This is a genomic window from Streptococcus ovis DSM 16829, assembly GCF_000380125.1.
Taxonomy (GTDB): domain Bacteria; phylum Bacillota; class Bacilli; order Lactobacillales; family Streptococcaceae; genus Streptococcus; species Streptococcus ovis.
On the sequence record NZ_KB904579.1, the window covers coordinates 100,007 to 115,267 of the forward strand.

At 40.9% G+C, this 15,261-nt stretch carries 16 protein-coding genes; 3 read left to right on the plus strand and 13 right to left on the minus strand.

Annotated elements, in window-relative coordinates; all coding sequences use genetic code 11:
* Position 1: 1 nt before the first annotated feature.
* The 8 genes from A3I9_RS0106970 to A3I9_RS0107005 all read right to left on the minus strand — a co-directional run bounded on the left by A3I9_RS0106970 (position 2) and on the right by A3I9_RS0107005 (position 7,330).
* Positions 2 to 367, minus strand: coding sequence for a YccF domain-containing protein (locus A3I9_RS0106970; RefSeq protein WP_018378315.1), 366 nt, complete (start codon positions 365 to 367; stop codon positions 2 to 4).
* The gene (locus tag A3I9_RS0106975; RefSeq protein ID WP_018378316.1) at positions 364 to 1,203 is read right to left on the minus strand and encodes a glycosyltransferase family 8 protein; all 840 of its coding nucleotides are present in this window, start codon (positions 1,201 to 1,203) and stop codon (positions 364 to 366) included. Before A3I9_RS0106975 ends, A3I9_RS0106970 begins: the two co-directional genes overlap by 4 nt.
* Positions 1,204 to 1,290: 87 nt before the next feature.
* Positions 1,291 to 1,623 carry a CPBP family intramembrane glutamic endopeptidase gene (locus tag A3I9_RS12600; RefSeq protein WP_018378317.1) on the minus strand — a complete coding sequence of 111 codons (333 nt, stop codon included), beginning with the start codon at positions 1,621 to 1,623 and terminating at the stop codon, positions 1,291 to 1,293.
* A 103-nt stretch (positions 1,624 to 1,726) separates the two neighbouring features.
* The gene (locus A3I9_RS13415) at positions 1,727 to 1,891 is read right to left on the minus strand and encodes a hypothetical protein (RefSeq protein ID WP_018378318.1); all 165 of its coding nucleotides are present in this window, start codon (positions 1,889 to 1,891) and stop codon (positions 1,727 to 1,729) included.
* A gap of 29 nt (positions 1,892 to 1,920) precedes the next feature.
* Positions 1,921 to 4,539 (minus strand): alanine--tRNA ligase, encoded by a 2,619-nt coding sequence (alaS, locus tag A3I9_RS0106990; RefSeq protein WP_018378319.1) that lies wholly within the window; start codon positions 4,537 to 4,539, stop codon positions 1,921 to 1,923.
* 264 nt (positions 4,540 to 4,803) lie between these two features.
* Complete coding sequence (locus A3I9_RS0106995) at positions 4,804 to 5,298, minus strand: LURP-one-related/scramblase family protein (RefSeq protein WP_018378320.1); 495 nt, start codon at positions 5,296 to 5,298, stop codon at positions 4,804 to 4,806.
* A 260-nt stretch (positions 5,299 to 5,558) separates the two neighbouring features.
* The gene (locus tag A3I9_RS0107000; protein WP_018378321.1) at positions 5,559 to 6,548 is read right to left on the minus strand and encodes a peptidylprolyl isomerase; all 990 of its coding nucleotides are present in this window, start codon (positions 6,546 to 6,548) and stop codon (positions 5,559 to 5,561) included.
* Positions 6,549 to 6,610: 62 nt separating this feature from the next.
* Positions 6,611 to 7,330 (minus strand): O-methyltransferase, encoded by a 720-nt coding sequence (locus A3I9_RS0107005; protein ID WP_026217375.1) that lies wholly within the window; start codon positions 7,328 to 7,330, stop codon positions 6,611 to 6,613.
* Positions 7,331 to 7,441: 111 nt separating this feature from the next.
* On the opposite strand from A3I9_RS0107005, the gene A3I9_RS0107010 reads away from it, so the two are divergent.
* Positions 7,442 to 7,963 (plus strand): transcription repressor NadR, encoded by a 522-nt coding sequence (locus A3I9_RS0107010; RefSeq protein WP_018378323.1) that lies wholly within the window; start codon positions 7,442 to 7,444, stop codon positions 7,961 to 7,963.
* An 87-nt stretch (positions 7,964 to 8,050) separates the two neighbouring features.
* Positions 8,051 to 8,596, plus strand: a complete 546-nt coding sequence (locus tag A3I9_RS0107015; protein ID WP_018378324.1) for a hypothetical protein — start codon at positions 8,051 to 8,053, stop codon at positions 8,594 to 8,596.
* 72 nt (positions 8,597 to 8,668) lie between these two features.
* Here the strand turns inward: A3I9_RS0107015 and A3I9_RS0107020 are convergent, their stop codons facing one another.
* The 5 genes from A3I9_RS0107020 to metG form a co-directional block, all read right to left on the minus strand.
* Positions 8,669 to 9,187 (minus strand): GNAT family N-acetyltransferase, encoded by a 519-nt coding sequence (locus A3I9_RS0107020; protein ID WP_018378325.1) that lies wholly within the window; start codon positions 9,185 to 9,187, stop codon positions 8,669 to 8,671.
* Positions 9,188 to 9,232: 45 nt separating this feature from the next.
* Complete coding sequence (gene pepF / locus A3I9_RS0107025) at positions 9,233 to 11,038, minus strand: oligoendopeptidase F (protein WP_018378326.1); 1,806 nt, start codon at positions 11,036 to 11,038, stop codon at positions 9,233 to 9,235.
* A gap of 69 nt (positions 11,039 to 11,107) precedes the next feature.
* Complete coding sequence (locus A3I9_RS0107030; RefSeq protein ID WP_018378327.1) at positions 11,108 to 12,052, minus strand: competence protein CoiA; 945 nt, start codon at positions 12,050 to 12,052, stop codon at positions 11,108 to 11,110.
* A gap of 100 nt (positions 12,053 to 12,152) precedes the next feature.
* Positions 12,153 to 12,305 (minus strand): hypothetical protein, encoded by a 153-nt coding sequence (locus A3I9_RS13575; protein ID WP_018378328.1) that lies wholly within the window; start codon positions 12,303 to 12,305, stop codon positions 12,153 to 12,155.
* Between the two features lie 26 nt (positions 12,306 to 12,331).
* Positions 12,332 to 14,392: a methionine--tRNA ligase gene (gene metG, locus A3I9_RS0107040; RefSeq protein ID WP_018378329.1), complete on the minus strand. Its 2,061-nt coding sequence runs from the start codon at positions 14,390 to 14,392 to the stop codon at positions 12,332 to 12,334.
* A gap of 121 nt (positions 14,393 to 14,513) precedes the next feature.
* Here metG and A3I9_RS0107045 point away from each other — a divergent pair, with 121 nt between their 5' ends.
* Positions 14,514 to 15,206 carry a DUF554 domain-containing protein gene (locus A3I9_RS0107045; protein WP_018378330.1) on the plus strand — a complete coding sequence of 231 codons (693 nt, stop codon included), beginning with the start codon at positions 14,514 to 14,516 and terminating at the stop codon, positions 15,204 to 15,206.
* The last annotated feature ends 55 nt before the right edge of the window (positions 15,207 to 15,261 follow it).

Consider the following 15,261-nt stretch of genomic DNA (forward strand, 5'->3'; position numbering starts at 1 on the left):
CCTAATCTAGGTAAATCCGTGCGCCAAATGGAAAGAGGCTGATGACTGCCAACTTCACTGATTGGAAGGCGAAGGGAATGCCGATAATACTGATGCAAAGCACGAGGGCTGAAAAGAGGTGCATGAGAGCCAATTCCCAACCTGCTAGTAAAATCCAAAGGATATTGAGCAGGAGACTGCCTAAACCAGTTCCAGCTTCAATCCGTTTCCCAAAGGGAAAGAGACCAAAATTGCCGATTTTAAAGCACTGCAAGCCAAATGGGATACCGACAATAGTGATAGAGAGCAAAATCCCTACTAGATACCAAGCCAGCCAAGCCCAAAAGCCTGAACAGATAAACCAAATGATGTTGCCTACTGTTTTCATGATTTTATTTCACCTTTGGCCATGATAGACATGGCTTCTTTTTCCATAAATTTATAAAGTCCTGCATAACGCCCTGTGTAATCTGATTTCCACGGTTTGTCACGTCCAGCAAAATGAAGAAACACGGTGTGTGCAATCACCCAGTCCAAATCCCATTTTCCTAAGCTTTTGGCTTGGTAGAGTAAACTATATCGGGCATCGTAGTTATAGATTTCATCTGGAACAGGCACCACCATATCCGCATAGAGTCCATTTAAGACATCCTGGTCTGGCAAAATCAGACGATTGCGATTGCGGTCAATGTAATCCAAAATCGCTTCCCGCTTGACTACTTTACGAATGGTGTTTAAATTCATTAGGAGCGTCCCTGTATTGAAATACGAAGACTCCATCTCAAAATTCTGCAGGCGTAGCTTATTGACATAATCCAAAATTTTGCCGTCTGCATTATGACTAGCAGCAGCGTAAAGTTTATCTTCCAAGTCCATTTCATAGAGAGCCGTGATATCATTGAGGCAGAGCATATCAGCATCTAGATAGAGGATTTTATCCAGATGTTCTGGTAAAAATTCATGGGCTAATAGTCGATAGTAAATGGTATCAGGATAGCGATCCGTCGTTGGAGCATCCGCGAATGTCTCCGTCCCAACCACAATCGGATGGTAGCTCACGCCCAACCGCTCAGCAAACAACCGAAGTGCTTCGTCCTTTTCAAGCAAGGTTTTCTGCAGGACGTAGACCTGAAAATCCTCTTCTGGCATCTGACGCACCAGCGAGTACAACATAGTCTGAAACTGCTTCACGTAGCCATCATCAATGGTAAATAAAAGATTCATCTTTTCACTTCTCTCTTCTAGTATATGGCTACTATTTTAACAAAAGACAAAGAAAAAACCAAGTTCGACTGAACTTGGTTTTGAATGTTAGAGGGCATTATTAATGATGTGTACAATCAAACTATCACTCAATTTACCATAACGATAAGAAGCAATAGCAAGGACAAGACCCGCTCCAATGTATATCACAGCGTCACTAATAGATGACACAGAATGAAGCATACCAAATGCAACAGCCCCCACCACATATCCCAATCTGGGATATTTTTTAAAAACTAGAAGAGGTATAATCCCTCTAAAAACAACTTCCTCTGCTAGCGGGGCCACTAAGGCAACATCAAAGAAACGGAGATAGGGAGAAAAATGAGCGACTTCATCACCAACTATCTGTTGATTTTGTGTTTCCGTAATTCCTCCCACACCTGAATCACATCACCAACGTGATTGACCACTTGCAAGAGTACCAGAGAAACTACAATCAAAAGCACTCGTTTCAGTCAATTTCCAAATCTTTTTCAGTAAATCATTTTGCTTTATAGGCATAGCCAGCACTAGCAAGAAGAGAAATTAGACCTAGACCAAATACTACCGTTTCTTTCGTACTGATGTGTGGTACTACGGACAAGAACAAGAGACCTAAACAAAGGAAGATAAGCCCTAACTTTTCTTTCACTAAGTTTACAATCATTTAGATTCTCCTTGTTCAATGGATATTTATTACAACTGTTCAGCTACAGCATTCAAGAGGTTTTGGATACCTGAAGCATCACTACCACCTGCCATGGCCATGTCTGGTTTCCCACCACCACGACCAGCGACGAGTGGAGCCAATTCCTTGATGACATTACCTGCATGCACATCTTTGGATTTGCTTGCTACAAGGACATTGACTTTTGCACCGATGCTAGCCACAAGGACAAGGACATCAGAGTAATCTTTTTGTTTCCAGTTATCTGCAAAGGTGCGAAGGGCACCTGCATCAGATACAGAAACTTGACTTGCAATATAGCGTACACCATTTGATTCCTTGACATCCTTGAAGACATCACCAGCAGCTGCTGCCGCTGCTTTTTCTTTGAGGCTTGCATTTTCTTTTTGCAAGTCACGGACTTGTTCTGTCAAGGCTACAACCTTAGCAGGTGCATCTTTCAATTGAGGTGCTTTCACTGCCTTAGCCACTTCTTTCAGAGCATCCTCCTGTGCACGATAAGCTTCAAAGGCTTGTTGACCAGTTACTGCCAAGATGCGGCGAGTTCCTGAACCAATCCCTTCTTCCTTGACAATCTTGAAGAGACCAATTTCAGAAGTATTTCCAAGGTGAGTACCACCACAGAGTTCGACAGAGTAGTCTCCGATGGACACTACACGAACGACCTTACCATATTTCTCACCAAAGAGGGCCATCGCTCCCATTGATTTCGCTGTGTCTACATCTGTCTCAACGGTTACAATTGGAAGAGCTTTCCAAATTTGTTCATTAACTTCTTCTTCGATGCGGCGGAGTTCTTCAGCCGTTACCGCCTCAAAGTGAGTAAAGTCAAACCGTAGGAATTCTTCTTCATTTAATGAACCAGCCTGAGTCGCATGTTCACCAATGACATTGTGAAGAGCAGCATGAAGCAAGTGAGTTGCCGTATGGTTTTTTTCTACCCCACGACGACGCTCTGCATCAATTTCAAGTGTATAGCTTGTTCCAAGTGCTAGACTTGCCAATACTTCAACCGTATGTAATGGCTGACCGTTTGGCGCCTTTTGCACATCCGTCACACGTGCGACGATATCACCCTTTTCATTTTTGATGACACCGTGGTCAGCGACCTGACCACCCATTTCTGCGTAGAAAGGAGTCTTATCAAAGACAAGGAGTGCTTGTCCTTCAGATACTACTTCGGAACGTTCATTGTCTACGATGATGACAGACAAGGTCGCATCCAATACTTCTTCCTCATAGCTAAAGACAGATGGTTCAACAATATTTGAAAGGGTTTCATTTTGCATTCCCATTGAGCCACCTTTGACAACCGCTGCACGAGCACGGTCTTGTTGCTCTTTCATGGCAGCCTTGAAGCCGTCGTGATCAATCTTGTAACCTGCGTCTTCTGCCAATTCTTCGGTCAATTCAACTGGGAAGCCATAGGTATCATAGAGTTTAAAGATATCTTTCCCTTCCAGCTTATCCTTACCATCCTTTTTCAACTCGGCAAGCAAATCTTCTAAGTGACCAGAACCCGCATCAATAGTGCGAGCAAAGGTTTCTTCTTCACGTTTGACAATTTTCTCGATAAATTCACGTTTTTCAAGAATTTCTGGGTAATAACTTTCCATAATTTGACCAACCGTCACGACCAATTTGTAAAGGAAGGTTTCATTGATGCCGAGACGGCGACCATGCATAACGGCCCGGCGAAGGAGACGACGCAAGACATAGCCACGGCCTTCATTTCCAGGAAGGGCACCATCACCGATAGCAAAACTAAGGGCACGAATGTGGTCTGCAATGACCTTGAAGCTCATGTTGTCGCCATCTTGGTCATAAGTTTTACCAGACAATTTTTCCACTTCACGGATGATTGGCATAAAGAGGTCGGTTTCAAAGTTCGTCTTCGCCCCTTGAATCACTGCCGTAAAGCGTTCCAGACCTGCTCCTGTATCGATGTTTTTATTTGGTAGTTCTTTGTATTCAGAACGAGGCACGGCTGGATCCGCATTGAATTGAGACAAGACGATATTCCAGATTTCGATATAGCGGTCATTTTCAATATCTTCTTCCAAGAGACGGATACCGATGTTTTCTGGGTCAAAAGCTTCCCCACGATCAAAGAAAATCTCTGTATCTGGACCAGAAGGACCTGCACCAATTTCCCAGAAGTTATCTTCGAGTGGAATCAAATGGCTTGGCTCAACTCCACAAGCAATCCAGCGGTTGTAGGAATCCTTATCATCTGGATAGTAGGTCATGTAAAGCTTGTCCTTTGGAAAATCAAACCATTCTGGACTTGTCAAAAGTTCAAAGCCCCATTCGATAGCCTCATCACGGAAATAATCTCCAATCGAGAAGTTCCCCAACATTTCAAACATGGTATGGTGACGCGCAGTCTTACCAACATTTTCAATATCATTGGTACGGATAGATTTTTGTGCATTGGTAATACGTGGATTTTCTGGAATCACAGAGCCATCGAAATATTTTTTAAGTGTCGCTACCCCTGAGTTAATCCAAAGCAGAGTTGGATCGTTGACAGGGACAAGATTTGCTGAAGGCTCAACAGAGTGACCCTTTGATTTCCAGAAATCAAGCCACATTTGACGAATCTGAGCAGAAGATAATTGTTTCATTTTTAAGATACCAAGGGACCTTTCGGTTCGCCGAAAAATTCCGTATAAAAATAGGAAACCGACAATATGTGCTAGCACATGAGGAGGTTTATCTTTTTTACGAGGAATTTAGTCCCGGGTTCAGTTAAACTCCTTAACTGAACATTCCTTTCATATATTTTTAATTTCGTAGTGAGGAACTGTCCCGACAATCACAGGACGAACTCAGTTCCTTTCTAAAAAGTGTTTAAGAGTAGGGATTTTTCACCTTCTCCTGACTCATCATCAACTAGAACTAGAAGCTGCAGCTGCTTCCATCTCTTTGACATAGTCAATCGCGATAACAAGTGAAATGACCAAATCTGAATAAGCTTCATCAAATACTTCGATATTATATGTTGAAGTTAGACGAAGCCATTCTTGGGAAATCTGAGCAACTTTTTGACCATTTTGAGTCAACTCAAAGTTCATATCCCAGAAATCACCCTGAATCGTCATAGCGAGATTGTCAATCTGATAGCGAGGTTTGAAGAAAGTAAATTCCTTCCGTAGAACAAAGGATGTTCCATCTGCCAACTGCACCGTAAAACGGGGTAAAAAGGTTAAAAATTCCTTTTCTATCTGACTGACGATACGCCCTTGCATATCCGTTACTGTAAAGGTTTTAGGAATCTGCAAAAAACTCCCCTCTACTTGATAGCTTGGTATTCCCATCTCATCTTGAATAGTAAATTTTCCACCTAAAGACCACATCTTTTGTTTGATTTGAAAGTGTTTCATATTGACCTCCCAGAAACAAAGAAAAGTCCACCAAACGAAGGGCGACAAACCGCGGTACCACCTTCATTCAATGAACTTGTCATTCTCAGTAGTCACTGCAAGATACCTCACATATGACTGGTTTATTCAATTGTTATCATTGAGTAGCATATCTTTCTGATCGTCCATGGCTCGCAGCATCCGCCATTTTTCTGTATCCGATTCTTGAAAAATAATTCTCAACAATTTATTATACACAGTTTTTAAGAAGGGGTCAAGCCTTACTTCTCTGAACTGTCTTTTTTAGAATCTTCTGTTTTATCTGAGTCCGCTGAAGAACTTGTGGTGTCACTTGAACTTGTTTCTGATGTAGTGATGTACTGTGAAAGGAGGCTTTGGAAAGCATCATCTTTCACCTTAACATTTGCGTCTTTCAATGCTTTTGATACAACAGAACTGATAAAGGTAGCGTCTTGGCCTTTTTGTTTCAAAATCTGTTCTTTGAGGAGTTTCTTGTAATCTTTCCAGTTATCAGATTTCTCAGTTTTCTTGTTCAATTTCACAATGTAGTAGCTTGATGTATAAGTCGTCATGTCCACAACAGGTACTACCGCAGCTCCAACTTGGTTCTCGTCCAAGGCAAAGATAGCTGTTTGAACTTCTGCAGGAATCTCAGATGAAGTAGAATCAAATTTGACTTTTCCACCATCTTTAGCAGTCGCATCCGTTGAATTTTCTTTCGCTAACTTATCAAAATCTGCACCATTTTCTTGAGCTTTTTTCAAGATTTCATTCGCTTTTGCTTCATCCGTCAATTTGATGATTTGAGCAGTCACTTCTGGCGTATAAGACTCGTAGGCTGTCTTGTAGACATCATCTGTCAATTCTTTTTTGGCAGCTTCTTTTACAGCGTAATCTACCAATTTATTTGTACGGATTTGTTCCTTGTAGGTTTCATTTGTCAAACCAGCTGATGTCAATGCGGCTGCAAAGGAATCCCCATATTGTTTTGCCATTTTATTGTACGCTTCATCTACTTCTTTGTCAGAGATTTTAGATCCGTATTTGTCTTCGAATACATCTTTGATGACCATTTGAAGCAAGACTTGTTGCGCTGCAGAGTTTGTCTTTACTTTTTCATAGTATTCAGAAACAGTGATGGTACTCCCCTTCATCGTAATAATATCTGAATCTTTCGCATTTGAACAAGCTGCAAGTGTAACTGCTGCAAGAAGGGTAATCGCACCAGCCATGATTTTTTTAGTTTTCATTTAAAAAGTGTCTCCTTTTTTTCATTAACTCTATTATTATATCACAATTCCTTAAAAACTGCTTAATTTTCTGCAAGATCTAATCGCACATCTGCGACATTTTTACGAAGCATGAGAAGGCCATCGCTCATCGACACAAGACTAGCTGTCAGATCTGGATTATCCAATGTCGCATCAAAGAGACGTTGCAACCCACGGTAAATCGTTCGTTGCCCACGGCGAACTTCCATGATATCTCGAGCAACATCTCCACCTTGAAAAATATCATCTAAAATGATGAGGCCACCAACTTTCACCTTCTTCAACACTTCAGGTAGAAAAACAATGTATTTCGATTTTGCTGAATCCATAAAGACAAAATCATAGGTGTCATCCGGCAAGTCCGGTAACACTTCTAGTGCTTCTCCTTCGACCAAGTCAATCTGTTTGCGACTATCGTATTTCTCTAGGTTCTCACGAGCAAATCGAAGCATTTCATCATTGCGTTCAACCGTGGTAATCTTTGAAGTTGGACTATTTTCAGCCATCAATAGTGCTGAATACCCAATGGCAGTGCCAATTTCTAAGATGTGCTTCGGATGTAAGGTCTGCATCAGCAGCCGGAAATATGCCACTGTTTCGTGGGGAATGATAGGTATATTTTCCTTGCGGGCAAAGTCTTCTAATTCTTTTAAAAATCCTGTGTTTTGCGCCTGACGTGTCCGCATAAAGTCCACAATTTCTTCCTTGACAACAGGACGGCGCATATTGTGGTTTGCGTTTTTACTGTATGATTCAACCATATTTTCTATTATAACCTGTTCGATTCCATTTTTCAAAAGATTTTTCTTTTTATATGAATTCTGTCATTTCAAGTAAAATATGGTATGATGAAGAAAAGGAATGGAGGACATATGAAAGCAAGTGAACGACGTCAAAAAATCATTGAGATACTAGGTCCTATTACTCAGCCTATTTCAGCTTCTCAGCTCGCTAAACAATTAGGGGTTAGTCGCCAAATTATCGTGGGAGACATCGCACTGTTGAGAGCCAATCATCACGATATCCTTTCAACCCCAAAAGGCTATCTTCTATCTCCTCCTCAATACTCCAATCAGTATATTGGCAAAGTTGTCTGTAAGCATGGCCCTTCTGAAACAGAGCGCGAAATGCTTCTCATTGTTGAAAATGGAGGTACACTAATGGATGTTGAAGTGGAACATCCTATCTACGGAAGATTGACAGCAGCACTCGCCATTCATTCCTTGGAAGATATCTCCAATTTCATGAAAAAAATCCACCATTCACATGCTCCGCTTTTGTCTAGCCTGACAAACGGGGTTCACCTCCATACAATTGCTTGCCCTTCCCAATTCGTATTTGAACAAATTAAAGGAGCTTTACACAAGGAACAGTTATTACTTGAAGAAGAATAAACAACCATTTCTTAGCAAACATTACAGGTGTCTTGACACCTGTAATGTTTTGTTTTATAATGAATCTCATCATAAAGGAGATTTGTTATGAAACCATTCCAGTCTAAAACCATAGTCCTCACGGCCATTCTCACTGCATTTGGCATCTTGATTCCTCTGATGATGCCTGTGAAAATCGTCATCGGACCAGCTTCTTTTACTCTAGCTAGTCATGTTCCTATTTTTCTAGCCATATTTATTTCCACACCTATTGCTATTATGGTTACACTTGGTACAGCGCTTGGTTTTTTATTTGCAGGATTTCCAATCGTCATTGTTTTTCGCGCACTCTCCCACATTATTTTTGCAGCAATAGGAGCTATTTTGTTGCAGAAATTTTCAAAAATAAAGGAAAAGTCGCTGCCACTCCTTCTTCTCATTCTGTCTCTTAATCTTCTTCATGGTCTAGCTGAATTTTTTGTAGTATTTGGTTTCACAGCAACAACGAATATGACTGTAAGCTATCTATGGTCTCTCTTTTTATTAGTTGGAATAGGATCATTCATCCATGGTACGATTGATTTCTATATAGCTTACTATCTGAAAAATATTCTTTCTAACAAGGTAGGGATTGATTTTTCACTTGAAAGGTAATTAAAAAGCATTCTGTCAAGAATGCTTTTTGTACGGATTGTAGTTTTCAAAGCAACGTCAAGGGCAAAGCCTTTATTTCAGCAGGAACTGGTATTTAGCAGCCATCATCGACTTACCAAAGTAATCAATTTGCGAAATTTTCTCTAGTTGCCCACTCATCTTTTCAATGAGACGACGGCTAGGAAGATTATTTTCAGCTGCTACCACCGAAATACGGTCATATCCCTTTTCTGCAAAAAGTTCCATGGCAAATTGGATTAAGTGTTGTACAATTCCTTGTCGGCGAAAAACTGGCGAGGACATATAACCCAGCTGACCAAGATTCACAACAGTTTCATTATCCGCCTCCCAAAAACAACGAATCATCCCTGCAATTTCTCCATTCACAAAAGCATAATAAGTCGAATAAGTAGACCAGATCTGACCTTCCTTTTTTATTTCTGATTCTTGTCCTTCTAAGATGGCTTTTGGCAAATCATCAATATACTCCATTTCGACAAATGAATTCGTTGTTTTTTCAGCTAGCATCGCTTCCTCAAAACGGCGATAGGCTACTTCATCTCCTAATTGTAGCTTACGAATTTCTATCATTATTTTGTCTCCTTTTACCCAAAAAATCCCCAAAGGGATTTTGGATTATTGAGCATGAACGCCTTTTTCAACAAGGGCTTCTAATTCTGTCAGGCGGGCTTCAAAGACTTTGAAGGCCTCATTTAAGTAATCTTCCTTGGTCATATCAACGCCTGCTTTTTTCATGACTTCAAGCGGATAGTCAGAACTTCCTGCCTTCAAGTAATTGAGATAAGCTTCCTTGTCTTCTGGTCTACCATTGACAATCTTATCTGCAAGGGCTGATGCTGCTGCAAAACCAGTTGAATATTGGAAAACATAGAAATTATAATAGAAATGCGGAATACGTGCCCATTCATACTGGATAAATGGATTTTCCTCAGCAGACAAACCATAGTATTTCTCGTTGATTTCACCATAGAGTTTGTTTAAGAAATCAGCTGTTAATACTTGACCTTCCTGATCTGCTTTATAAATCGCATGTTCAAATTCAGCAAATTGTGTTTGACGGAAGACAGTTCCACGGAAACCATCCAGATAGTGGTTCAAAATCGCAAAGCGAACCTTATCATCTGTCACTTCTGACAAGAGTTTTTCAGTCAATAGATTTTCATTGGTCGTAGAGGCAATCTCTGCCAAGAAAATAGAATAATGTCCATATACATAGGGCTGATTTTCACGCGTATACATGGAGTGCATCGAGTGACCTGTTTCGTGAATCAAAGTATAGAGGTTATCTAAGGTATCTTGCCAGTTAAGAAGCATAAAGGCATTGGTGTCGTAGGCACCACCCGAATAGGCTCCAGAGCGTTTTCCTTCATTCTCATGCACATCAATCCAGCGTTCAGAAAAGGCACGCGCTACCTTTTTACTATAATCATCACCGAAGATAGTCAAGGTATCTGCTGCTTTTTCAAGCGCTTCTTCGTAGGTGAACTTGTAGTCTGTAGAAGACAATGGTGTGTACATATCGTACATCTTCAAATCATCTAAGCCTAGTAATTTCTTACGGAGATTGACATAACGATGAAGCAATGGCAAATGTTTGTTTACTGCTGAAACGAGTGTATCATAAACTGCTTCTGGTACAAAGTTAGCAGCTAAAGCTGCTTCACGGGCAGAACCATAATGACGAAGGCGTGCTTTCAAGTTGTTAACTTTCACATTTGATTGCAAGGTTTTCGCATAAGTATGTTGGAATTGCTCGTACGTACTGTACATGGTTTCATAGGCCTCTTGACGCACCTCACGGTTGCTCGACTCCATAAAGGAGATGTAATTTCCGTGAGAAAGTGGCACCAGGTGTCCCTCTTCATCTGCTACTTCTGGGAAGCGCAGGCTGGCATTGTCCAAGATAGAGAAGGTTTCTGATGGTGCATCAAAAACTTCACTTGCTGCTGCCAAGACTTCTTCTACTTCTTGAGAACGGACGTGCGCTTTTGTTGCCAAGAGTTTGTCAAACTGGTGACGGTACAATTCTAATGTTGGTTCTGCTGCATAAAAGTCTGCAAGCTGCTCATCCGTAATCGTCAAAAATTCTGGCTCATAAAAGGCAAAAACTTGTGAGAATTGTGAGTTCAAACCAAGTGCTTTTGCTTGAAATTCTTGATATTTTCCTTCGCGCGTATCTTGGTCGTTTTTCATTGAGGCGTAAACGTACAGGTTTTCGATACGACGGCTCAAGTCCAATTGTGTTTCGCTGATTTCTAAGAATCTTTCTGCTGAGTCAAGCAAGTGTCCTGCCAATTCTTTGGCTTTTTCTGTTTCAGCAGACAAGTCTGCTAGTTCTGCTTCCCATGCTTCATCTGTCGCAAAAATCGTGGTTAAATCCCACTGGTATTTTTCATCAATTTCATTTCGTTGTTTTGTCATAAATGTTTCCTCCGTTTTTTCTATTTTAGCACAAAACTTCTATTCTTCCAACCAAAGTATAGTTCTCTCTTATCTCTGACAGTCATAGTATGTAGGTGGGTACAAAATCTGCTCAGTCTTATTTTCCTGATTTTTGTAATAGCTTATAAACCTCTCCTGATAGTGAGTCAGATCCTCTATTATTTGTACAAATCCAATATCAGACTGTGGTGGACAAATTTGAGGATAAAATTCCTCCACTGTGCAAGTTAGTAAATTTTCTCCTTTCTCATAAGCTACTTCCTGCCTTTTCATCCATTTTGGGACTTGATAATAGAGTTGCTTGGCAACATAGCGTGGTAGCTGATGGTCCATTTTCCCCTGAAAACACGCCAGTTTTTGTCTCTGATATGGCAACCGTAAAAGTTGCAACAAATTACCTTGTCCGAAAGAAAATTCTTTGAAAAGACACTGGACTTTACCATGCATATCTTCATGGATCAAATAGCGTAAACGTAGGGCCTGCCTCTCCAAGTCTAACTCCCACAAGTGAAATCCCATATTTCGGCTAAAACTCAGAAACTGCTTTTGGAGGGGAGTCAGTTGGTCTTTTATCCATAAATCTTTTCCTAAAAGCCATAGTACTTGGTAGCCATTTTCTCGATAGGCTACGGTCCGCTCCCGCAGACGTTCTATGGATAGGCTAGAACATTGCACTTCCAGGGCTAATCTATGATTCACGAGCAAGTCGGCTATTTGATTGATTTCTGGCAAAAATTGCTCCACAGCTACTTCCTCATCTGCATGCAACCACCTGTAAAGCTTCGTCTTGAGTGCAAGGTGCTGAGCAGATTCGTTTTCCGAAGCAAATCGGCATTGTTCTAAGCATACATGAGCAAAGTGCGCCTTCATGACAGAACCATTTTTCAAGCGTACAGGGCTTTTACAAGCAGGGCAGAAAAAAGATATGTTCCCATTTGGGATTTCCTCAGCCAGATTGATAAGCTGTTGATTTTGGTCATAAGCAACTAACATAGACTCTCCTTTACTTATATATTCGAAAAAATCTATGAAAAGTAGCTTGTATTTGCATAATAAAAAGACGGGATTGATAATTCCCATCTTTTATTCTAACTTATTCCTCTTTGTTATTTGGATACTTGTCATTTGCAAGATAGGTAATACCTAGCACAAAAAATGGCACGCCAAGATACCACATCTTTGTGGCAACTCCCAGAGTGATAGCATTAGCTAGAAAAACGATACCAATTGCTCGGTGATCTTTCATGTCAGCATTACCTTTCTCTTTTTACCTTACCCAATCACGCTTCCGTTTGGTACGCTTGGGTCTACTGTTAAGACGGTAAGATTGCCATCATATTCTGCTGAGAGAATCATACCTTGGCTGATGTATTTTTTCATCATCTTACGTGGTTTAAGGTTGGCAACGATTTGGAGTTTTTTGCCGACCAATTCTTGCTCATTCGGATAGAACTTAGCAATACCTGACAAGATTTGACGGTCTTCGCCATCACCTGCATCCAAACGGAAGCAAAGAAGTTTGTCAGAACCTTCTACTTTAGACACTTCCTTGACTTCTGCCACACGGATTTCCACGGCATCGAAGGTTTCAAATTTGATTTCGTCCTTAGAAGATTTCAAGTCAACTTCTTCTGGGTTCCATTCTTTTTCAACAGCTGATTTACCTGCAGTCATTTGTTCTTTGATGTAGGCAATTTCTTCTTCCATGTCAAGACGTGGGAAGATTGGGGTTCCCTTGGCAACAACTGTCACACCTGTTGGCAAGCCTGACAAGGCAAGGTTTTCAAGATCAAATTCGCTACCTAATCCTAGTTGCTCCATGATCGCATTTGAGGTTTCCATCATAAATGGTTGGATAAGGTGCGCTACCACGCGCAAGCTAGCTGCTAAATGTGCCATGACTGCTGCCAGTTGCTCCTTGTCTCCATCTTCTTTGGCAAGTACCCATGGTGCTGTCTCATCAATATACTTGTTGGTACGAGCAATGATGTTCCAAACAGCTTCCAAGGCACGTGGATAATCCACTGCATCCATATTCTTATGGTAGGCTGTTAAGTTTTCAGCTACGACTGCTGCCAAATCGTCATCAAAATCAGTTGCCTGTGCAAAGGCTGGAATCTTACCACCAAAGTATTTGTTAATCATGGCAACCGTACGGTTGAGGAGATTCCCAAGGTCATTTGCCAGCTCATAGTTAATACGACCGACATAATCTTCTGGGGTAAAGGTACCGTCTGAACCAACTGGAAGACTACGCATGAGGTAATAGCGAAGCGGATCAAGACCGAAGCGTTCCACCAACATTTCTGGATAAACCACATTGCCTTTTGACTTAGACATTTTCCCATCTTGCATGACAAACCAACCGTGCGCAATCAAGCGATTTGGCAATGGCAAATCAAGCGCCATAAGGATAATTGGCCAGTAAATAGAGTGGAAACGCAAGATATCTTTGCCAACCATGTGATTGACTTCTGGATTAACAGTGAAGTCCCAGGTCTTACCAGCTTCATCTGTCCAAGATTTAGTGACTGTTTGACCCAACCAGAATTTATCAAAGTTAGCTGAATCCGTCTGACCGTAACCAAGAGCTGTCGCATAGTTGAGCAAAGCATCAATCCACACATAGACAACATGCTTTGGATTGGACGGTACAGGAACTCCCCAAGTAAAGGTTGTACGTGACACTGCTAAATCTTCCAAACCAGGTTCGATGAAGTTTTTCAACATTTCATTCATACGAGAATTTGGACTGATAAAATCAGGATGAGCTTTAAAGAAAGCTTCCAAATGTTTTTGGTATTTGCTGAGTTTGAAGAAATAAGACTCCTCAGAAACCAACTCCACCTCATGACCAGATGGGGCTACACCACCGATGACATTTCCATTTTCGTCACGGTAAACTTCTGCTAATTGGCTTTCTGTGAAGAATTCCTCATCAGATACTGAATACCAACCTGAATATTCGCCAAGATAAATGTCACCCTGCGCTAGCAATTTTTCAAAAACAGCAGCGACAACAGCCTCATGGTAATCATCAGTTGTGCGAATAAATTTATCGTAAGAAATATCTAGGAGTTTCCAAAGTTCTTTAACCCCAACAGCCATACCGTCAACATAAGCTTGTGGCGTAATACCTGCTTCTTCAGCCTTTTGCTGAATCTTTTGACCATGCTCATCCAATCCAGTAAGGTAGAAAGTATCTTTATTCATCATACGTTTGTAACGTGCCAAAACGTCACAGGCAATGGTCGTATAGGCTGAACCGATATGCAATTTACCAGATGGGTAATAAATTGGAGTTGTAATGTAAAATGAGTTGTTTTCTGTCATTTTCTAAATCCTTTCAAGGCTAATGAAACCTTTTTGATGTAACAGCTTATTATACCATAAATTATGGAATCAATCAGCTATCTTTTGTGCTATAATAGTACCGGTTAATGAAGGAGGAGTTATGGGAGCGATTGTCAACGCGATGTGTATCGTGATAGGTGCAGGTCTAGGTTTAGGAATTCAAAAGGGGTTGTCCCAACGATTTCACGATATTTTGATGAAAGGAATGAGCCTTTGTGTGGTTGTCATTGGCATTCAAGGAGCTATGCAGGCAACTGACACGATGTTGCTCATCTTATCGCTAGTTTTTGGTTCCCTTATCGGTGAAGGCTTGAACATCGAAAAAGCTATGGAACATTTGTCTTATAAGATTGAAAAAAGGCTCGTAAAAGACCCAAAAGAATCACAATTTGCTCAAGGGTTTCTCTCAGCTATCATGATTTTTTGCGTGGGCGCGATGGCCATTGTTGGAAGTCTGCAAAGTGGACTACTTGATGATGATAGCATGCTTTATAGCAAAGGGATTATTGACGGGATTATCGCGATTTTACTGGCTTCCACTAATGGAATTGGCGTCCTCTTTTCGTCCATAGCTGTGCTATTATACGAAGGTGGAATGACCTTATTAGCCGGATTTTTGGGAAGTTACCTAAGTGATAGCGTCATCACAGGAATGTCTTCTGTTGGCTCTGTCCTGCTCATTGCTTTAGGGTTCAATATGATCGAAGTGACCCATTTCAAAGTGATGAACTATATTCCTGCTGTCTTTTTACCGATTTTACTCCTACCACTTCTGAAATGGATGGGCTTATGAAAAAACAATCAAAAGTTGAGTTTTCTCAGCTTTTTTCTTTTTGCCCAATACATGA